This is a genomic window from Kitasatospora sp. NBC_00070 (genome assembly GCF_045041205.1).
Classification (GTDB): Bacteria; Actinomycetota; Actinomycetes; order Streptomycetales; family Streptomycetaceae; genus Kitasatospora.
The window spans coordinates 2,828,594-2,847,909 of sequence record NZ_CP108247.1; the positions used below are offsets into that span (position 1 = coordinate 2,828,594).

The following is a 19,316-nucleotide window of genomic DNA, read 5'->3' on the forward strand; positions in this document are numbered from 1 at the left end:
TTACTTGTTGGCCAGCTCGGCGGCGCGGGCGGCCGCACCGTCCATGGTGTCCACCTGCTGCACCAGCGGGTGGTTGGCGTCGGTCAGGATCTTGCGACCCAGCTCGGCGTTGTTGCCGTCGAGGCGGACGACGAGCGGCTTGGTGACCGCCTCGCCCTTCTCCTCGAGCAGCGCGAGCGCCTGCACGATGCCGTTGGCGACCGCGTCGCACGCGGTGATGCCGCCGAAGACGTTGACGAAGACCGACTTGACGTCGGTGTCGCCCAGGATGATCTCCAGGCCGTTCGCCATCACCTCGGCGGAGGCGCCGCCGCCGATGTCGAGGAAGTTGGCGGGCTTGACGCCACCGTGGTTCTCACCGGCGTACGCGACCACGTCGAGGGTGCTCATGACGAGACCCGCGCCGTTGCCGATGATGCCGACCTCGCCGTCGAGCTTGACGTAGTTGAGGCCCTTGGCCTTCGCCGCCGCCTCGAGCGGGTTGGCGGCGGCCTTGTCCTCGAGCTCGGCGTGGTGCGGCTGACGGAACTCGGCGTTCTCGTCCAGCGAGACCTTGCCGTCGAGCGCGATGATCTTGCCATCGCCGGACTTGATCAGCGGGTTGACCTCGACGAGGAGCGCGTCCTCGGCGATGAAGACCTTCCAGAGCTTCACCAGCACGTCGGCGACCTGGTCGGCGATCTCGGCCGGGAACTTGGCCGCGGCGACGATCTCGGCGGCCTTCTCCGGGGTGCAGCCCTCGTTGGCGTCGACGGGGATCTTGGCGAGCGCGTCGGGGTTCTCCTCCGCGACGACCTCGATCTCCACGCCGCCCTCGACGCTGGCCATGGCCAGGAAGGTGCGGTTGGTGCGGTCCAGCAGGAAGGAGACGTAGTACTCCTCCTTGATGTCCGCGGTCTGAGCCAGCATCACCTTGTTGACGGTGTGGCCCTTGATGTCCATACCGAGGATCGCCTCGGCCTTGGCGACGGCGTCGGCCGGGTCGGCGGCGAGCTTGACGCCGCCGGCCTTGCCTCGGCCACCGACCTTCACCTGAGCCTTGACGACGGCGCGTCCGCCGAAGCGCTCGGCGATGGCACGAGCGGCTTCGGGGGTCTCGATGACGTCCCCGTCAAGCACGGGTACACCGTGCTTGGCGAAGAGGTCCCTCGCCTGGTACTCGAACAGGTCCACGTGTGTTCGTCCTTGTTCGTGGTCGCGGATTGTGTCTCTACGAGCGTGCCACGGCAGGATCTTCGCTGCGGGTCGTCGAGGCTGGGCGGGTACGCAGAGATACGGCCTTGCGGCCCACACAGCCACGGGCGCACACGTCAACCAACACGCGCGTCACGTCCGTGTGGCAGGTTATCCCCGGACGACGGGAGTGTTTCGCCCGGGGCCCGGTCCGCTTTGGTGAGAACCGTCACAGCGGGTGCCTCCGGGCGCGCCGCCCGCCCAGCTCACCCCCCTTGCGCGGGCCCGTCGGGAGCCCTGACGCGGTGGCCCGGCCGTCGCACGTCCGGGTGAATCCGCCCCGATACTCCGTCAGCCCTCCGGGATCGGCAGCGGACGGCGCTCGATCGCGGCGGCCATGATCTCCGGGAACGCGTCCGGTGTGCAGGCGAAGGCCGGCGCGCCGAGCGCGGCCAGCGCGGCGGCGTGCGCGTGGTCGTAGGCCGGGGCCCCTTCGTCGGAGAGCGCGAGCAGCGCGACGAACTGGACGCCCGACGCCTTCATCGCCGCCACCCGCTTGAGCATCTCGTCCCGGATGCCGCCCTCGTAGAGGTCGCTGATCAGCACCACCACCGTGTCGGCCGGCCGGGTGATCCGGGACTGGCAGTACGCCAGCGCCCGGTTGATGTCGGTGCCGCCGCCGAGCTGGGTGGCGAACAGCACGTCCACCGGGTCGGTGAGCTGCTCGGTCAGGTCCACCACCGAGGTGTCGAAGACCACCAGGCGGGTGGAGAGGCTCTTCATCGAGGCCAGCACCGCGCCGAACACCGCCGAGTGCACCACCGAGGGCGCCATCGAGCCCGACTGGTCGACGCAGAGGATCACCTCCTTCTTCACCGCGCGCTGCGCCCTGGCGTAGCCGACCAGCCGCTTGGGCACCACGGTGCGGTACTCGGGCAGGTAGTTGGTCAGGTTGGCCCGGATCGTGCGGCCCCAGTCGATGTCCTGGTGGCGGGGGCGGTTGACCTTGGCACTGCGGTCGAGGGCGCCACCGAGGGTGGCCCTGGTCCGGTCGGCGAGGCGGCGCTCCAGATCGGCGACCACCTTGCCGACCACGGCCCGGGCGGTCTCCCTGGTGGTCTCGGGCAGGGCGTGCCGGAGCGAGAGCAGGGTGCCGACCAGGTGCACGTCCGGCTCGACGGCCTCCAGCATCTCGGGCTCCAGCAGCAGCCGCTCCAGCCCGAGGCGGGTGATCGCGTCCTGCTGCATCACCTGCACCACCGAGGTCGGGAAGTACTCCCGGATGTCGCCCAGCCAGCGGGCCACCTGCGGGGCGGAGCCGCCGAGACCGGCCGTCCGGGTCGCGCCGGACCGGCCACCGGCACCGGTGCCCGCAGCGGCCTCGGCGCCCCGGTAGAGGGCGGCGAGGGCGCCGTCCATCGCGGCGTCCCGGCCGGTGAGGGTGCAGCCGGTGCCGTCGGAGTCGCCGCCGAGCACCAGCCGCCAGCGGCGGAGCCGCTCCTGCTCCGGGGTGTCGGGGGTGACGGTGAGCTGAGGGGTGGTCATCCGGCACTCCTGCGGTCGGTCTGACGGGGGATCCGGGCCCCGGCGGGGGACGTGGTGATGGCGACGGTGCCGCCCAGGCCCAGCAGCAGGGTGAGCACCGGCAGGGCGGCGTCGGCGCGGTCGAGGTCCAGCTCGGCGGACGGCCCGGCCGAGCCGGGCCCGACGGCGGTACCGGCCCCGGGACCGGACCGGACACCGGCCGCGACCCGCTCGCCGAGGCTGCGCCGGACCCCGGCCTCCAGGGCGGCGAACGTCCGCCGCAGCAGCGGCAGGACGTCGGTGAACGCCTCGGCGGGGACGCCGCTCAGCCAGCGGTCGAGCAGGCCGAGCAGCGCCGGGTCGTGCAGCAGCAGGACGCCGCTGCCCGCCAGGAAGCCCTCCACCCAGCCCGCCGTGTCGGCCGGTTGGTTGCCGTGCGAGAGGGCCAGGCCGAGCCGCTGCCCGGCCTCCTCGGAGTCGATCCGCCCGCCGTCCAGCAGCAGCCGGGTGGCCCGGCCGCGGAGCAGCCCCGGCACTCCGGTGCCCGGGCCGGCCCCGGCACCGGCCTGGGCCGGGGGCTGACGGCGCGCCAGCGAGCGCAGGGCGGCCGTCCACCGCTCGGTGAGCGAGTCGGCGGCGGGTGCGGTGGCGGGTGAGATGGCGGGCCCGGACGACGGGGGTGCCTCGTCCGTCTCCAGCAGGCCGATCGCGGCGTGCACGCTCTCCAGGTGGCCGCGCAGGACGCCCGCCTGCTCCGCGTCCAGACCGACGCAGGCGGGCGGCAGGCCGACGCAGATCCGGTCGGCGAGGCCCCGGGCGACCTCCTCCAGGGCGGCGCTGTCCGTCCCCCGGACGTCGCCGTAGCGCAGCGCCCGGACCAGGGCTGGGAGCGCCTCCGCGAGTTGGGCCACGTCGGTGTCGAGGGCGGCCCGGTCGGCGAGCGCTCGCATCACCGCCGGCAGGGCGGTGGGCAGCCCGGCCAGCAGGCAGTGCTCGACCAGCTCGGTGAGCTGCGGCAGGGCGGTCGCCCGGGCCGCCCGCTCGACCGCTCGGCCGGTGGCGGCGGCCTCCACCGTGGTGCCCCACTGGGCGGCCACCGCGATCCGGACCGCGAACTCCGGCTGCCAGCGCAGCCGCCAGCTCTCCCGGAAGGTGCCGGTCGAGTTGACCGTGGAACGGGCCGGGCTGCCCCAGTCGACGCCGAGCAGCCGCAGCCGGTGCAGCAGCAGCGAACGCGCGGTGTCGTTCGCCTTCCGGAGGTCGAGGTCGAGCTCGCGCGGCTCCGGCTCGGGCTTGAGCCGCAGGCTGCGCTGAAGCCTGCTCAGATCCCGCTGGAGCGGCACCGTCGGCGCGGACTCCGGGACCTCGCCGAGCGCGTCGCCGACCACCAGGCGGTCCCGCACCAGGGCGAGGGCGAGGTCGGAACCGTCGCACATCACCGACCGGACCGCGTCCAGCGTCTCGGCCAGCCCGGCCAGCGGGCGGCCGCGCATCGCGGCGAGCGTCTCGGCCAGCCGGACCGCCTCGATCACGTGCGCCGAGGAGACCGGGTGGTCCTCGGCCCGCAGCAGCTCGGCCACCCTGGTCATCCAGTGCGCCAGCGCCCGGGACCGGCCCTCCGAACTCCGCTCGCCCGAGGCACCGTCGGTGAACAGGTGGTGGTACCAGCCGGGCGAGTCCACGCCCGCGCCGTAGCCAGTGTGCTGGGAGAGCCTGCGGTGCGTCCAGGGCACCCAGGTGATCTCGGTCTTCAGCTTCTTCGGCAGCTCGGCCAGCAGCGCGCGGTCGTGCGCGACGGTCGGCATGGTGCTCAGCGCCGGGACGTGCCAGGCACCGCAGACCACCGCGATCCGGGCGTGGCCGGCCCGCCGGGCGGCGCGGACCGACTGACGCATGTACGCCTCGCGCAGCTCGTCCCGACGGCTGACGAGGGCGCGCTCGCGCAGCGCCGTCATCGCCTCGGCGACGGCGGCGAACGGGGCCAGTACGTCGGCCGCCGGGTCGGTGGACGGGGCGCGGTGCTCGACCACGTCCTCCCACCAGCTCTCGGAGTCGGCGTGCCCGGCCGCGGCGGCCAGCCGCCCGATCGGGTCGAACGCGGACTCCCCGGCCGGCTCCGGGGTTTCGGGTGCCTCGGCGCCCGGTGCGGCGGCGGCTTCGGCCGCTTCGGCGTCGAGCGCGGAAGTGCCCCCCGGCACTTCCGCACCCGCCGCCAGGCCGTACGCCGCCGGCAGGTCGATGAACCGGACCGGCACGCCCCGGTCGAGGGCGTACCGGACCGCCACCCACTCCGGGGAGAAGGCCGCGAACGGCCAGAACGCCGCCCGCGCCGGGTCGTCCACCGCGTGGGCCAGCAGGGCGACCGGCGGCACCATGCCGGGATCGGCCGCCAGGCCGACCACGGCGTCGGCCTCGGGCGGGCCCTCGATCAGCACCACGTCCGGGCGCAGCCGCTCCAGCGCGGCGGCCACCGCCCGGGCCGAGCCCGGGCCGTGGTGCCGGATGCCCAGCAACGTCACCGCTGCGTCGCTCATACCGTGCTCCCCTCGAACGAGTCGTCTACTGCCTGCGGCCGAACCTGCCGGTGGTCAGCGGGAGTTGTCCCGGCTGGCGCGGTAGAAGTCCTTCCAGCCGTCCCGCTCGCGGAGCACGCCCTCGACGTACTCCTGCCAGATCACCCGGTCGGTGGCCGGGTCGCGCAGCACGGCGCCCGCGACGCCGGAGACCACGTCGCTCGCCCGGAGCACGCCGTCGCCGAAGTGGGCGGCCAGCGCCAGGCCGTTGGTGACCACCGATATCGCCTCGGCGGTGGAGAGGGTGCCGCTGGGCGTCTTCACCTTCGTCCGCCCGTCGGTGGTCACGCCGTCCCGCAGCTCGCGGAAGACGGTCACCACCCGGCGGATCTCCTCGGCACCCTCGGGCAGCGCGGGCAGGTCGAGCGAGCGGCCGAGCTGGCCGACCCGGCGGGTGACGATGTCGACCTCCTCCTCCAGTGAGCCGGGCAGCGGCAGGACCACCGTGTTGAACCGGCGGCGCAGCGCGCTGGAGAGCTCGTTGACCCCCCGGTCGCGGTCGTTCGCGGTGGCGATCAGGTTGAAGCCGCGGACGGCCTGGGTCTCCAGGCCGAGCTCGGGGATCGGCAGGGTCTTCTCGGACAGGATGGTGATCAGGCTGTCCTGCACGTCGGCCGGGATGCGGGTCAGCTCCTCGACCCGGGCGATCTGGCCGTCGGCCATCGCCCGCATGATCGGGGACGGCACCAGGGCGGCCCGGCTGGGGCCGTTGGCCAGCAGCTGCGCGTAGTTCCACCCGTACCTGACCGCCTCCTCGGGGGTGCCGGCGGTGCCCTGCACCAGCAGGGTGGAGTCGCCGCTGACGGCGGCGGCGAGGTGCTCGGAGACCCAGGTCTTGGCGGTGCCGGGGACGCCGAGCAGGAGCAGCGCGCGGTCGGTGGCCAGCGTGGTGACGGCGACCTCGACGATCCGGCGCGGGCCGACGTACTTGGGCGAGATCACCGTGCCGTCCGGCAGCGTGCCGCCGAGCAGGTAGGTGGCCACCGCCCAGGGCGAGAGCCGCCAGCGCTCGGGGCGCGGCCGGTCGTCCTGCGCGGCGAGGGCGGCGAGCTCGGCGGCGAAGGCGTCCTCGGCGTGCTCGCGGAGCACCTCGCTGCTCTCGGGGGCACTCGTGCGAGTGGTCATCAGGGCTCCTTCGGATCGGCCGCAGGCCGGCTCAAGGGCAGGCTGAGGGCAGGGCTGTGGCAGGGCACGGAGAGGTCGGGGTGACTGGGCGCAGGCGTCTTACCAGTGAGGACAGGCCCCGGTTCGAACCTTCGTTCCCGGGCTGCGAGAACAACCATGCACCCCGGGACTGACAATTCCGGCCCGGTCGGTGACAGATCATCAGTTCGAGTGAACGGCCCGCCCCGTTGTCAGTGCCCCCTCCTAGCGTCGTCGCCATGGAGGAACGCTGGAGCACCGAGCACGTCCTGTCCCTCGCCCCCGACCAGCCGTCCCGCAAGGCCGCCGGCAAGCTGTCCGCCGCCACCCCCTGGTCCGCGACCGGCCAGGGCGAGGGCGCGCTCTGGGGCCTGTGCAAGGGCAGCGGGAGCACGCCGTACCGCACGGTCGTCGAGCTCACCACGCCCGCCTACAAGTGCAGTTGCCCCAGCCGGAAGTTCCCGTGCAAGCACGCGCTGGGCCTGCTGCTGCTCTGGAGCGGCAGCGGCGAGGCGGTCCCGGCGGCCGCCCCGCCCGACTGGGTCGCCGAGTGGCTGAGCAGCCGTCAGCAGGCCGCCGACCGCCGTACGGCCGCCGGCACCGCCGCCCCGGCCGATCCGGTCGCCGCCGCCCGCCGGGCCGCCCGCCGCAGCACCCGGATCGCGGCCGGCGCGGCCGAGCTGCGGCTCCGGCTGGCCGACCGGGTCCGGCACGGCCTGGCCGACGAGCCGCCCGGCGACTGGGACGAGGTGGCCGCCCGGATGGTCGACGCCCAGGCCCCCCGGCTGGCCGCCCAGGTCCGGGAGTTGAGCTACCTGCCGAACGACCGGCGGCTGGCCGAGTACGCGCTGCTGCACCTGCTGGCGGGCGCCGTCGGCCGGGCCGACCAGCTGCCCGAGGAGCTCGCCGCCACCGTCCGGAACCGGGTCGGCGTCCCCACCGACACCGCCGAGCTGCTGGCCGGGCCGACCGTCCGGGACCGCTGGCTGGTGCTCGGCTCCCGGGACACCGCCGACGACCGGCTCACCACCCGCCGGATCTGGCTGCGCGGCGCCAAGACCGGCCGCTCCGCCCTGCTGCTCGCCTTCGGCGGGCCGGGCCGGGCCCCCGAACTCGCCCTGCCCGTCGGCCGGGTGCTGGAGGCCGAGCTCGCCTTCCACCCCGGTGCCCGGCCGCTGCGGGCCGTGCTCGGCACCCGCTACGGCGAGCCGGAGCCGGACGCCACGGTGCCCGACGGCGTGCCGGTCGGGGAGGCGGTGGCCGAGTACGGCCGGGCGGTCGCCGAGGACCCCTGGGTGGAGTCCTGGCCGACCGTGCTCGCCGGCGTGGTGCCCGTACTCGGCAGCGACGGCTGGCGCCTGACGGACGGACAGCACAGCATCGCCGTCCGCGCCGGCAGTTGCCCCGAGCCCGCGCTCTGGCGCCTCGCCGCGGTCTCGGGGGGCCTCCCCCTCACCGTCTTCGGCGAATCCGGCCACCGCGGCTTCGCCCCCGTCACCGCCTGGCCCACCAACGGCCGGGCCACGCAGCTCACCTGAGCTCCGCCGCGCGGGCGACGCCGACCCTCTGGCACGTGGTGCACCACCAGGGGCTCGGGGAACTGCGACGCCGACCTCCGGAGCGTGATCGCCGCGTGGTTGGTCAGGCGCTTTCGCTTGAACCCGCACGTGAAGCGAACGCCAGCCGCGCCCGGGGTCGACCACACCCGCACTCTGAACCCGCCCCCGGGGCCGGCGTCGCAGTTCCCCGAACCCCTGACTCTTCCGAACCGCCTGCCAAAAAAGCCGGCGTCGCCCACGCGGCGGAGCCGCGCAACAGCAGAGCCCCTGGCTTCCGGACCATGTGCCCTCACCATTCACGGAGTACTCGATGACGATCACCGACCCCTGGCAGGAGCTGCACACCACCGCCCTGCTCGGTACCGACCGCCGCCCGCTGCCGCCCATGCCGTCCGGGCCCGCCGCCGGGGTGGACCGGTCGGACCCGGCTGCCGCGCTGCTGGATCTGGCGGCGATGGAGACCGTCCGCCGTCGGGCCGGGGCCCGGCCCGATCCGGCGGTGCGGCCGCCCGAGCCGGCCGGGGGCGACTCGCGGCCCGAGCCGCCGTCAGCCGCCGTGCACCGGCTGGCCGTCCTGCTCGGTGGACACCACACCGGCACCGCCAACCTGGGCGAGCTGCTCCCCCAGTGGCTCGCCGCCGCCCGCCGGTACGACTACCGGGCACCGGCGGCGGCCGTCCCGGCCCTGTTGGACGCCGCCCGGGCGCGCAGCGAGCTGCGCCCGGACGTGGTGGCGCTGGCCGGTCCGCTCGGCCGTTGGCTCGCCGGGCAGAATCCGGACTGGAAGTACGTCCACCGCACCGCCACCGACCAGCCGGTCACCGGCTCCGGGCACGACGAACAGCTGTGGCAGGAGGGCCTGTTCGCCGAGCGGGTGACCCTGCTCTCCCGGCTGCGCCGGACCGAGCCGGCCGCCGCGCTGGAGCTGCTGAGCGGCACCTGGGCCACCGAGCGCGCCGAGGACCGGCTGCTCTTCCTGGACGCCCTGCACGAGGGGCTGTCCCCGGCCGACGAGAGCTTCCTGGAGGCGGCGCTCGCCGACCGCAGCAAGAACGTCCGGGCCACCGCCGCCGAACTGCTCTCCACTCTGCCGGAGTCGGCCCTCGCCCTCCGGATGGCGGAGCGCGCCCGGGCCGCCGTACGCCTGGAGCAGGCCGACGGCGCCCGACTGTGCGTCAGCCCACCGGCCGAGTGCGACGCCGGGATGCAGCGGGACGGCATACCGCTCAAGTCGCCCACCGGCCGGGGGCAGCGGGCCTGGTGGTTCGGCGAGGTGATCGCCGCCGCCCCGCTCGCACACTGGACGACCGGGACGGGGCTCACCCCGGAGCAGCTGCTCCGGCTGCCGGTCGAGGACGTCGACCCGGCCGGTCCGGACTGGGCGGAGGATCTGCACGAGGCGTGGGCCCGGGCGGCGGTCCGTCAGCAGCACGTCGGCTGGGCCCGCGCGCTGCTCGGTCCGGCCCCCCGCCGTGCCGGCAGCCGGGCGGCCCGGGCCGCGGCCGCACCGACGGCGGGTGCCCCGGCCCGGCTGCTCGCCGTGCTGCCGGCCTCCGAACGGGCCGCCTGGACGGCCGCGTTCATCCAGACCCACGGGCTCGGCGAGGCGTTCCAGCTGCTCGGCGCCTGCGCCACGCCGTGGACCCCGCCGCTGAGCACCGCCGTGGTCGCGGCGCTGGAGCGGGCCGCCGCCTCGGGGGCGTACCCGTGGAGTCACAGCGGGGTGCTCGGCATGACCGAGCGCGCCCTCGCGCCGGAGACCGCCCCGGCGGTGGCCGCGCTGGCCGCCGACGCGACGCCGAACTCGGCCTGGTCGGACACCCTGGCCCGGCTCGCCGAGACGCTCCGGTTCAGGGCCGTCATGCTCGCCGAGCTCTCGGGCTGACCCACCAGGTCAGCCCGAGAGCCCGCTCAGCCCGCGACCCGGAGGTTCGCCTCGACCCAGGCGACCACGTCGCGGGTCGGGGTGCCCGGGGTGAAGATGTCCGCGACCCCGATCCGCTTGAGCTCGATGATGTCCTCCTCCGGGATGATCCCGCCGCAGAACACCTTGATGTCCGCCGCGTCCCGCTCCTTGAGCAGCTCGATCACCCGGGCGCAGAGCGTCATGTGAGCACCCGACAGGATGGACAGGCCGATGCCGTCCGCGTCCTCCTGGATCGCGGTGTCGACCACCTGCTCGGGCGTCTGGTGCAGGCCGGTGTAGATGACCTCCATACCGGCGTCCCGCAGGGCGCGCGCGATCACCTTCGCGCCCCGGTCGTGGCCGTCGAGCCCCGGCTTGGCGACGACCACACGGATCGGCCCTGACACACCCATGACTGCCTCCTGGACCACGTCGTCCCACCACTGGCGGCCGACCTGATCGGGCGCGCGCGGTTAACCACCGATAACCAATCTGAGGGGAGGTTAGCGCTCCCGGGGCCCGTCGACGGATTCCCCTCCCCAGAGGAGGGGAAAATCACAACATCCACGAGCCCCGGCCGCCTCTCCCACCGACCACCGGGCAGGCGTCAGAGCTTCTCGACCGGCGCGTACCGCAGCAGCAGCTGCTTACGCCCGGTGGCCCCGAAGTCCACCGTGGCCTGCGCCTTGTCCCCGACGCCCGAGGTCGCCACCACCGTGCCGAGCCCGAAGCTGTCGTGGGTGACCCGGTCGCCCACCGCCAGCGCGACGGCCTCCCGCTCGGTGACCCGCCGGGCCGACTGCCCCCAGCCCGCCTTCGGCGAACTCGCCGCCCCCGTCGACCGCCGCGCCCCCGCACCCGAACCCGAGCCGAAGCCCGAACCCGACCCCGAGCCGGACGAGGAGGAGAACCCACGCGAGGCCGGCACCGCCGACGCCCCCGTGCGCTTCCACTCCACCAGCTCGGCCGGGATCTCCTCCAGGAACCGGGAGGCGGGGTTGTACGAGGGCTGCCCCCAGGCGCTGCGCAGCACCGACCTGGTCAGGTACAGCCGCTCACGGGCCCGGGTCAGCCCGACGTACGCGAGCCGCCGCTCCTCCTCCAGCTCCTTGACCTGGTTGAGCGCCCGCATGTGCGGGAAGATCCCGTCCTCCATGCCGGTCAGGAAGACCACCGGGAACTCCAGGCCCTTCGCGGTGTGCAGCGTCATCATCGTGATGACACCCGCGCCGTCCTCGTCGTCCGGGATCTGGTCCGAGTCCGCGACCAGCGCGACCCGCTCCAGGAAGTCCGCCAGCGAGCCGACCGGCGGTGTGCCCTCGTCGTCGCCCTCCGGCCGCTCGCCCGGGTCCTGCTCGTACTCCAGCGCCACCGAGGCGAGCTCCTGGAGGTTCTCCACCCGGGTCTCGTCCTGCGGGTCGGTCGACGCCTGGAGCTCCGCCAGGTACCCGGTCTCCTCCAGCACCGCCTCCAGCACCGCCGCCGGGCCCGCCCCGGACTCGACGATCTGCCGCAGCCCGGCCATCAGCTCGTTGAACTTGCGCACCGCGTTGGCCGACCGGGCGGCCATCCCGTACGCCTCGTCCACCCGCACCAGCGCCTGCGCGAAGCTGATCCGCTCGCGCTGCGAGAGCGCGTCGATCATCGCCTCCGCCCGGTCGCCGATGCCGCGCTTGGGCACGTTCAGGATCCGCCGCAGCGGCACGGTGTCCTCGGGGTTGGACAGCACCCGCAGGTACGCGAGGACGTCCCGGACCTCCTTGCGCTCGTAGAAGCGCACCCCGCCGACCACCTTGTACGGCAGGCCGACCCGGATGAACACCTCCTCGAACACCCGGGACTGCGCGTTCGTCCGGTAGAAGATCGCCACGTCACCGGGCCGGGCGTCGCCCGCGTCGGTCAGCCGGTCGATCTCCTCGGCGATGAACTGCGCCTCGCCGTGCTCGTCGTCGGCGACGTAGCCGATCACCTTCTCGCCGTGCTCGCCGGCCGTCCAGAGCTTCTTCTCCCGGCGGCCGGTGTTCCGCTCGATCACCGAGTTGGCGGCGCTCAGGATGGTCTGGGTGGAGCGGTAGTTCTGCTCCAGCAGGATGGTGGTCGCGTTCGGGTAGTCCTCCTCGAACTGGAGGATGTTCCGGATCGTCGCGCCCCGGAAGGCGTAGATCGACTGGTCCGCGTCACCCACCACGCACAGCTCGGCCGGCGGCACCTCGGACAGCCGCCCGGCCGCCGGGTTCACGAAGTCCCCGTCCACCGTCCGCTTCGGCCGCGCGGCCACCGCGCCACCGCTCAACTCCCGGACCAGCATGTACTGGGCGTGGTTGGTGTCCTGGTACTCGTCCACCAGGATGTGCTGGAACCGCCGCCGGTAGTGCTCGGCCACGTCGGGGAACGCCTGCAGCAGGTTCACCGTGGTCATGATGATGTCGTCGAAGTCCAGCGCGTTGGCCTCCCGCAGCCGGCGCTGGTAGAGGTGGTACGCCTCCGCGAGCTTCTTCTCCATCGGGTTCGCCGCCTGGTCGGCGTACGTCTCCTCGTCGATCAGCTCGTTCTTCAGGTTGCTGATCTTCGAGGTGAACGACTTCGGCGGGAACTGCTTCGGGTCCAGGTCCAGATCCCGGCAGACCAGCGCCATCAGCCGCTGCGAGTCCGCCGAGTCGTAGATCGAGAAGCTCGACGTGAAGCCGAGCACCTTGCTCTCCCGGCGCAGGATCCGCACGCAGGCGCTGTGGAAGGTCGACACCCACATCGCCCGGGCCCGCGGCCCGACCAGCGCCTCGACCCGCTCCCGCATCTCCCCGGCGGCCTTGTTGGTGAAGGTGATCGCCAGGATCTCGCCCGGCTGCACCCCCCGCGCCCCGAGCAGGTAGGCGATCCGGTGCGTCAGCACCCGGGTCTTGCCCGACCCGGCCCCGGCCACCAGCAGCAGCGGCCCGCCGGAGTGGACCACGGCCTCCCGCTGCGGGTCGTTCATCCCCTCCAGCAGCTGCGCCGGGTCGATCACCGTCCGCGCCGCGCCGTTCCGGTAGTACGCGTCCCGCTCGGCCTGCGCCGCGTGGTCGGTCTGGAACAGCCCGTCGGGCACCGCCTCCTCGTACGAGTCGTCGTACGGGGCGTCGTCGTACGGCGGCGGCTCCTCGTCGGCGAACGGAGGCTCTGCGGGTGGCTGCTTCGACCCGGCCGAGGACGGAAGCTCGAAGCCGGGGAGCGGGAGGTCGTCAAAGAGGCTAGTCATGGCCCTACGAGTCTATGGGCCCGCACCGACACCTCCGGAGGAAACGGCCCACTCCCCGCCCCGCCCCGCGCCTGCCGGGTACCGGCAGGCCGACGGAGCGGCCGGGTGTCAGACCAGCCGGCGGGCCGTCGCCCAGCGGGTGAGCTCGTGACGGTTGCTCAGCTGGAGCTTGCGCAGCACCGCCGAGACGTGCGACTCCACCGTCTTCACCGAGATGAAGAGCTGCTTGGCGATCTCCTTGTACGCGTACCCGCGCGCGATCAGCCGGAGCACCTCGCGCTCGCGCTGGGTCAGGCGGTCCAGGTCCTCGTCGACCGGCGGGGTGTCGGTGGCGGCGAAGGCGTCCAGCACGAAGCCGGCCAGCCGGGGCGAGAACACCGCGTCGCCGTCCGAAATCCGGAAGATCGCGTTGACCAGGTCGGTGCCGGTGATGGTCTTGGTGACGTAGCCCCGGGCGCCGCCGCGGATCACGCCGATCACGTCCTCGGCGGCGTCGGAGACCGACAGCGCCAGGAACCGGACCCCCTTCGGGTCGGACATCAGCGGGGCGGAGCGGCGCAGCACCTCGACCCCGCCGCCGCCGGGCAGGTGGACGTCGAGCAGCACCACGTCCGGCCGGGTCTCGGCCACCACCTGGATCGCCGACTCGACGTCGTCGGCCTCCCCGACCACGTCGATGCCGGTGACCTCGGTACGGCCGATCTCGGCCCGCACCCCGGTCCTGAACATCCGGTGGTCGTCCACCAGGACGACCCTGGCCACACGATCCGGCCCGGCCCCTGACACAGCGTCAGTCATCTGCTCTCTCCATCTCCAGCTCGACCTCGGTCCCGCCGTCCGGCGCGGGCCGCACCCTCGCGGTGCCGCCGTTGCGCTTCATCCGGCCGATGATCGACTCCCGTACGCCCATCCGGTCCTCCGGCACGCTGTCGGGGTCGAAGCCGGGCCCGTGGTCGCGGACGAACACCGACACCGTGCGCCCCTCCACCTCGGCGTAGACCTGGACCGGTCCCCCGCCACCGTACTTGGCGGCGTTGACCGTCGCCTCCCTCGCGGCCTGGATCTGGGCGGCGATCCGGTCGTCCATCGGGCAGTCGCCGACGCAGACCAACTCGACGGCCACCCCGTGCAGGTCCTCCACCTCGGCCACCACCGAGCGGATCCGCTCGGCCAGGGTGTCCGGCGCGGCCTCGGCGGCGGCCTCCGGGCGGTACAGCCAGAGCCTCAACTCCCGTTCCTGGGCCCGGGCGAGCCGGAGCACCTCCTTGGCGTCGTCGGCGTTGCGCTGGATCAGGGTCAGGGTGTGCAGCACCGAGTCGTGCACGTGGGCGGCGATCTCGGCCCGCTCCTGGGCCCTGATCCGGGCGGTCCGCTCGGTGCCGAGGTCCTGCCACAGCCGCAGCGCGTACGGGCCGACCAGCACCAGCACCCCGGCCAGCACCGCGAGCGCGGCCTCGATCACCGAGGAGACCGTGGAGTCCCCTCCCTGGATGATCAGGAAGCCGACGGTGCCCGCGACCACCAGCAGCACGCCCGCGCCGACCCTGGTGTACGCGGCCCGCCGCTTGGTGCCCTCCTCCAGACCGAACCAGCGCTGCCAGCGCGAGTCGTCGGCCTGCCGCCAGACCAGGGCGACGCCGACGCCGATGGTGAGCAGCGGCCAGACGTACGGCTTCGCGGTCTGGATGTGCAGGGCGCTGAGCAGCGCCATGATCCCGACCACCAGCAGCAGCAGCGCGAGCAGCTGGCCGAGGCCGCCCCGGGTCGGCCGGGCGTCCGTGCCGAGCTCCCCGGCGACCGCCGTCTCGCCGTGGAAGGTGCGCTGCAGCAGCTCGCGCAGTCGGCCGACCCGGCGCGGCCGGCCCTTGCGCAGCTCGGCGCCGCCGACCACCGCGTCGGCGGGCACGAACCCGCCGTTGACGTACGCCCAGCGCGGCCCGCCGCCGGGCGCGGGCTGGCCGATGCCGATCGGCACCACGAACCAGAACGCCGCGTACAGCAGCACCCCGATCCCCTGCGCGAAGAACAGCAGCACGAAGGCGACCCGGACCCAGGTGACCGGCAGGCCGAGGTGCAGCGCCAGGCCGTGCGCCACGCCGCCGAGCATCCGCCCGTGCGGGCTCCGGTAGAGCCGGCGGTACGGCGGGGGCGCCACCCCGAGGTCGGCCGACGGTGCGTCAGGGACGCGCGGGCCGTCGGGTGCGAGGGGTCTGGGGTCGGTGCCGGGTGCTGCCACGCCACCGATGGTCACACGTCCGCCGCCCCCGGCGCATCAGGGTGACACCCCGATCCTTCTCAGGGAGAGATCAGGGTCCGTACCGGGCACCGGAAGGTTGGGCACGAGCGGCCGGACCAGCAGGATGGAGGACATGACGGACGACCAGATCACCGCGCCGGGCCCGACGGGCTCATCGGCCGACCCGGAGCGGCAGCGCCCGCCGCTGACCCGCAGCGAACGCCACCGGGTGGTGGCCGGGGTGTGCGGCGGTCTCGGACGGCACCTGGACATCGACCCGGTGGTGTTCCGGGTGGTGATCGCGGTGCTCTGCCTCTCCGGCGGCCTCGGCCTGTTCCTGTACGGACTGGCCTGGCTGATCGTGCCGCGCGAGCCGGCCACCGACGGCCGGCCGGGCCGGACCGAGCTGCAGCGCGTGCTGACCGGCCGGGTGGACGGGCAGTCGATCGGCGCGGTGCTGCTGACCGTGATCGGCACCGGGGTGTTCTTCTCCTCGATGGGCGACGGCGGCCAGCTCTTCCCGATCCTGCTGCTCGGCGGCCTGATCCTGCTGGCCGTCCGGTACGACCCGGAGCGCCGCCGCCGGAGCCGCTTCGGCCGGCGCTTCCACCACCCGCAGGACGGGCCGTACGACCGGCCGGTCGACGACAGCGGCCACCCGTACGGCCTCGGCGGCACCCCGGCCGACTGGCGCGAGCGGGTGGCCGAGCAGCACGTCAGGGAGCGGTCCGCGGGCACCGTGCCGGCCGACACCCCGCCGCCGGGGCCGTCCGGCTACCTCTGGGACCCGCGGCACCCGGAGCGCAACCCGTACGCCGGGCAGCCCCCCCAGCCGCCGTCGGCCCCGCAGGCCCCGCGTCCGCCGCACGAGCCGCTGCCGTGGTGGCAGCGCACCGATCTGCCGTCCGGCGACCCGCTGCGCAAGAGCGGCCCGGCCGCGCCGCTGCCGCCGGCCCGACCGGCGGCCGCGGCGCGGTGCCGGAAGCGCCGGGAGCGGTCCCTGCTGGGCCCGACCGGGCTGCTGCTGGCCGGCGGGGCGGGCACGCTGACCTGGTGGCTGATGCGGAGTCAGGGCGAGCAGGTACGGCTCTCCACCGTGCTGGCGGCCGCGCTGCTGGCGCTCGGGGCGGTGATCCTGTGCGGCGCCCGGTACGGCCGGGCCCGCGGGCTGACCGTGCCCGCCCTGCTGCTGACCATCGCGCTGGCCGCGGCGTCCGGCTCGGACATCACCCTGGAGGGGAGTTTCGGGGACCGGGTCTGGGCGCCCGCCTCGGTCGCCCAGGTGCAGTCCGAGTACCGGCTCGGCGCGGGTGACGCCACCTTCGACCTGAGCGCGGTCGACCCGGCGGGCGGCACCGTCACCACGGCGGCCCGGCTCGGCGCCGGTGACCTCCGGGTGACCGTGCCCGGCGACGTGGACGTCCGGCTGACCCTGCACACGGCCCTGGGCGACGTCCGGGTCGCCGACCGCAGCCTGTCCTCGGGGGCGGGCAACAACCTGGAGTACCAGTTGCATCCGACCGACGGCCGGGCGTCCAAGGGGACGCTCGACCTCACCCTCACGCTCGGCCTCGGCGACCTGACGGTGGTGCAGGCATGAAGAAGCACCGGCTCGACGTCTACTCGCTGCTCACCGGCGCCCTGTTCACCGTGGTCGCGGTGGTCTACCTGGTCGCCTCGCTGAACGACCGCGCGGTGAACGCCCGGATCGTGCTGCCGGTCACCTTCATCGTGCTCGGCACGGCCGGGCTGGCCGGCGCGGTGACCGCGATGTCCCGGCGCGGCCGGTCGGCCGGGGAACCGCCGGCCGACTCCACCGACTGAGCCGGAGGGCTCCTAGACGAGTAGATCCGATGTGATTAGTGGTCGTAGGCGATCAGCGAGCGGGTGACCGGTGCGCCGATCAGGTCGTTGTGCCAGATGCCGGCGGCCATCGCGAGGACCCGCTGGGTCACCCGGACGGCAACGCCCTCGAAGGTCCGTCCGCCGTGTTGTTCCAGGTCAAGCTGCCCTTTGAGGGTGTCGTTGACCGACTCGATCAGCTGGCGGACCTTCTTGAGCATCGGCTCGCCGTACCGCTTCTTCTCACGCTTGAGTGACGGACGCAGGAGCTCGATGCCCTGCTCGGCGAGGTCCTTCTCGAACGGTTTGGAGGCGAAGCCCTTGTCCGTGATGAGCAGGATGCCCTCGCGTCCGGCGACCAGGTCGGCGTCGACTTCGAGCATTGCCGCCAGAACCTCGCGTTCGCCGATCTTCGGGTTGGCCAGTGCCCACATGATCGGCATCCCGGTAGGAGTGCACACCAGGTACAGGCGCAGGCCCCAGAAGAAGCGGGAGTGGGAGGCGCAGTAGCCGTAGCCGGCCCAGCCGGCCAGGTTGGATCGCTGGACGGTCGGGCGGGACATGCCGCAGGGCACCGGGGTCGAGTCGGCGATCCAGACCGTGTCGGTCCAGAAGTCGCTGTCCATGGCGAGTTCCCGGATCATGCGCTTGAGCAGTGGCAGTGCTGACTTCAACCGCTTGTTGTAGCCCGGCCGTTGGGGCAGGTAGGGGAACATGTCGGACAGGTTCTTGCGGGCGTAGCGCAGCCAGCGGGCTTCGGAGTGGTAGCCGAGCAGGGCCTGGGCGACCGCGAGACAGACGAGTTCGGAATCGCTGAGCAGGGGCGGTCGTCCCATCCATCGAGTTCCTCCGATCTCGTCGTCGATCTTCACGTAAAGTGCGGTCAAGAGGGTGTTCAGGTCGGTCGTCACAAACTGATCTTGGACACCCTCTGCCCTTTGGCGGGCCAGAACTTCGGATCTACTCGTCTAGGACTGCACCGCGCCCAGGTCCAGCTGGTCGCCGTTCTTGGTGACGGTGTACTTGGGCAGCGGCTTGGTCGCCGGTCCGTTGATCACCGCGCCGGTGGTGGCGTCGAACCTCGAGCCGTGGCACGGGCAGTACAGCTGGTTGTTCTTCGGGGCGTCCACGGCGCAGCCGGAGTGCGTGCAGACCGAGGAGAAGCCGCAGTACTGCCCCGCCTTCGGCTGCACGATGTAGACCACGTCCCCGGAGGCCGGGTCCTTCACCTGGGCCGACCCGCCGACCGGGACGCTCGCGGCGGCGACCGACACCTTGGCACCGCCGGCGCCGCCGCTGGTGCCGGTGGTACCGCCGGCGCCCGGCGAGGCGGCGGGCGCGGTCGGCGTCGGGCCAGGCGCGGCGGTGGTCCTGGTGTCCCGGCCGAAGGTGGCGGTCAGCGAGCCGGCCAGCAGCCCGGCCCCGCCCAGCGCGACGGCCGCGATGCCGCCGTCCACCAGGGCCCGGCGGCGGACCTGGTCCTCGGCCAGGCCGCGCCCGCGGTCCCGGCCGGCCCGCCGGGCCAGGTACCCGTCCACCGACAGGTACGGGGTGCCCGCCAGCACCAACGGCAGCCAGGCCATCAGGTAGACCAGGTCGTTGCCGAGGTAGTACGGCTCGACGTTCCAGCTGACGGTCAGCCAGAGGCTGAGGCTGACCAGCGCACCGCCGGTGGCCGCGATCCGGCCCCACAGGCCGAACAGGGTGCCCAGGCCGACCGCCAGCTCGCCGAAGGCGATCGCCAGCGCGAACGGGGTGGGGTGGTCCAGGGCCGGTCCGAGCGCCCAGCCGATCGGGCTGAGCGGCTTGACGGCGGTGGTCTGCGAGACGAAGGAGGCCGCGTCACCGGCCCCGGCCAGGTAGTGCGAGTCCGAGAGCTTGTCGAAGGCGGCGTAGACGAAGGTCAGCCCGAGGAACAGCCGGAGCGGCAGCAGTGCGTACCGGGTGCCCAGCTCCCGTCGCTGCGCCGCCCGTTCGGCTCTTCCCGACTGTTCCGGCCCACCATGCCCCACCGCCATGTGCCGACACCCTTCGCTCACGGCCCGTCAACTGCTGACAGGTCCGGTCCGATTCTGCCCGTTGCACCGCTGTTTCGGTGGCACGGCCCCGCGCATTGAACGGCCGC

General features: G+C 73.7%; 14 protein-coding genes and 1 pseudogene. 4 read left to right on the plus strand and 11 right to left on the minus strand.

Translation table 11 applies throughout. The features are described 5' to 3' along the window. The 4 genes from sucC to OHV05_RS12920 form a co-directional block, all read right to left on the minus strand. A complete protein-coding gene (gene sucC / locus OHV05_RS12905) occupies positions 1-1,173 on the minus strand; it encodes an ADP-forming succinate--CoA ligase subunit beta (protein WP_403036821.1) in 1,173 nt (390 codons plus the stop codon). A 351-nt stretch (positions 1,174-1,524) separates the two neighbouring features. Beyond that, positions 1,525-2,718, minus strand: coding sequence for a VWA domain-containing protein (locus tag OHV05_RS12910; RefSeq protein WP_405017797.1), 1,194 nt, complete (start codon positions 2,716-2,718; stop codon positions 1,525-1,527). Next, positions 2,715-5,231: a DUF5682 family protein gene (locus tag OHV05_RS12915; protein WP_405017798.1), complete on the minus strand. Its 2,517-nt coding sequence runs from the start codon at positions 5,229-5,231 to the stop codon at positions 2,715-2,717. The genes OHV05_RS12910 and OHV05_RS12915 overlap by 4 nt, the downstream gene beginning before the upstream one ends. Positions 5,232-5,285: 54 nt before the next feature. Then, on the minus strand, positions 5,286-6,395 hold the full coding sequence (locus tag OHV05_RS12920) for an AAA family ATPase (RefSeq protein ID WP_405017799.1): 1,110 nt from the start codon (positions 6,393-6,395) through the stop codon (positions 5,286-5,288). A gap of 257 nt (positions 6,396-6,652) precedes the next feature. Between OHV05_RS12920 and OHV05_RS12925 the strand changes: the two genes are divergently transcribed. Together OHV05_RS12925 and OHV05_RS12930 are read left to right on the plus strand one after the other, a co-directional pair. Further along, positions 6,653-7,951, plus strand: a complete 1,299-nt coding sequence (locus OHV05_RS12925; RefSeq protein ID WP_405017800.1) for an SWIM zinc finger family protein — start codon at positions 6,653-6,655, stop codon at positions 7,949-7,951. A 331-nt stretch (positions 7,952-8,282) separates the two neighbouring features. Further along, the gene (locus tag OHV05_RS12930; RefSeq protein WP_405017801.1) at positions 8,283-9,857 is read left to right on the plus strand and encodes a DUF5691 domain-containing protein; all 1,575 of its coding nucleotides are present in this window, start codon (positions 8,283-8,285) and stop codon (positions 9,855-9,857) included. 26 nt (positions 9,858-9,883) lie between these two features. Here the strand turns inward: OHV05_RS12930 and OHV05_RS12935 are convergent, their stop codons facing one another. The 4 genes from OHV05_RS12935 to OHV05_RS12950 all read right to left on the minus strand — a co-directional run bounded on the left by OHV05_RS12935 (position 9,884) and on the right by OHV05_RS12950 (position 15,268). After that, a complete protein-coding gene (locus OHV05_RS12935; RefSeq protein WP_403036807.1) occupies positions 9,884-10,291 on the minus strand; it encodes a cobalamin B12-binding domain-containing protein in 408 nt (135 codons plus the stop codon). A gap of 194 nt (positions 10,292-10,485) precedes the next feature. Continuing rightward, on the minus strand, positions 10,486-13,113 hold the full coding sequence (pcrA, locus tag OHV05_RS12940; RefSeq protein ID WP_405017802.1) for a DNA helicase PcrA: 2,628 nt from the start codon (positions 13,111-13,113) through the stop codon (positions 10,486-10,488). Positions 13,114-13,221: 108 nt separating this feature from the next. Then, complete coding sequence (locus tag OHV05_RS12945) at positions 13,222-13,911, minus strand: LuxR C-terminal-related transcriptional regulator (RefSeq protein WP_403036801.1); 690 nt, start codon at positions 13,909-13,911, stop codon at positions 13,222-13,224. Further along, a complete protein-coding gene (locus tag OHV05_RS12950) occupies positions 13,904-15,268 on the minus strand; it encodes a PspC domain-containing protein (RefSeq protein ID WP_405021453.1) in 1,365 nt (454 codons plus the stop codon). Before OHV05_RS12950 ends, OHV05_RS12945 begins: the two co-directional genes overlap by 8 nt. A gap of 214 nt (positions 15,269-15,482) precedes the next feature. Here OHV05_RS12950 and OHV05_RS12955 point away from each other — a divergent pair, with 214 nt between their 5' ends. Together OHV05_RS12955 and OHV05_RS12960 are read left to right on the plus strand one after the other, a co-directional pair. Next, positions 15,483-16,949 (plus strand): PspC domain-containing protein, encoded by a 1,467-nt coding sequence (locus OHV05_RS12955; protein ID WP_405017803.1) that lies wholly within the window; start codon positions 15,483-15,485, stop codon positions 16,947-16,949. Beyond that, entirely contained in the window at positions 16,946-17,173 is a 228-nt protein-coding gene (locus OHV05_RS12960) for a hypothetical protein (protein WP_405017804.1), read from the plus strand. The genes OHV05_RS12955 and OHV05_RS12960 overlap by 4 nt, the downstream gene beginning before the upstream one ends. A 35-nt stretch (positions 17,174-17,208) precedes the next feature. Here the strand turns inward: OHV05_RS12960 and OHV05_RS12965 are convergent, their stop codons facing one another. From OHV05_RS12965 to OHV05_RS12975, 3 genes and pseudogenes are all read right to left on the minus strand, one after another. Beyond that, entirely contained in the window at positions 17,209-18,102 is an 894-nt protein-coding gene (locus OHV05_RS12965; RefSeq protein WP_405017805.1) for an IS982 family transposase, read from the minus strand. A gap of 57 nt (positions 18,103-18,159) precedes the next feature. Continuing rightward, positions 18,160-18,648 carry a ubiquinol-cytochrome c reductase iron-sulfur subunit gene (locus tag OHV05_RS12970; RefSeq protein ID WP_405021454.1) on the minus strand — a complete coding sequence of 163 codons (489 nt, stop codon included), beginning with the start codon at positions 18,646-18,648 and terminating at the stop codon, positions 18,160-18,162. A 42-nt stretch (positions 18,649-18,690) separates the two neighbouring features. Beyond that, positions 18,691-19,209 (minus strand): annotated as a pseudogene (locus tag OHV05_RS12975) (DoxX family protein); the annotation flags it as partial. Between the last annotated feature and the right edge of the window lie 107 nt (positions 19,210-19,316).

Excerpts from the sequence above, each read along its gene's own strand:
- OHV05_RS12910 (WP_405017797.1), bottom strand. The coding sequence starts at position 2,718 with ATGACCACCCCTCAGCTCACCGTCACCCCCGACACCCCGGAGCAGGAG.
- OHV05_RS12915 (WP_405017798.1), bottom strand. The coding sequence starts at position 5,231 with ATGAGCGACGCAGCGGTGACGTTGCTGGGCATCCGGCACCACGGCCCG.
- OHV05_RS12920 (WP_405017799.1), bottom strand. The coding sequence starts at position 6,395 with ATGACCACTCGCACGAGTGCCCCCGAGAGCAGCGAGGTGCTCCGCGAG.
- OHV05_RS12925 (WP_405017800.1), top strand. The coding sequence starts at position 6,653 with ATGGAGGAACGCTGGAGCACCGAGCACGTCCTGTCCCTCGCCCCCGAC.
- OHV05_RS12930 (WP_405017801.1), top strand. The coding sequence starts at position 8,283 with ATGACGATCACCGACCCCTGGCAGGAGCTGCACACCACCGCCCTGCTC.
- OHV05_RS12935 (WP_403036807.1), bottom strand. The coding sequence starts at position 10,291 with ATGGGTGTGTCAGGGCCGATCCGTGTGGTCGTCGCCAAGCCGGGGCTC.
- pcrA (WP_405017802.1), bottom strand. The coding sequence starts at position 13,113 with ATGACTAGCCTCTTTGACGACCTCCCGCTCCCCGGCTTCGAGCTTCCG.
- OHV05_RS12945 (WP_403036801.1), bottom strand. The coding sequence starts at position 13,911 with ATGACTGACGCTGTGTCAGGGGCCGGGCCGGATCGTGTGGCCAGGGTC.
- OHV05_RS12955 (WP_405017803.1), top strand. The coding sequence starts at position 15,483 with ATGACGGACGACCAGATCACCGCGCCGGGCCCGACGGGCTCATCGGCC.
- OHV05_RS12960 (WP_405017804.1), top strand. The coding sequence starts at position 16,946 with ATGAAGAAGCACCGGCTCGACGTCTACTCGCTGCTCACCGGCGCCCTG.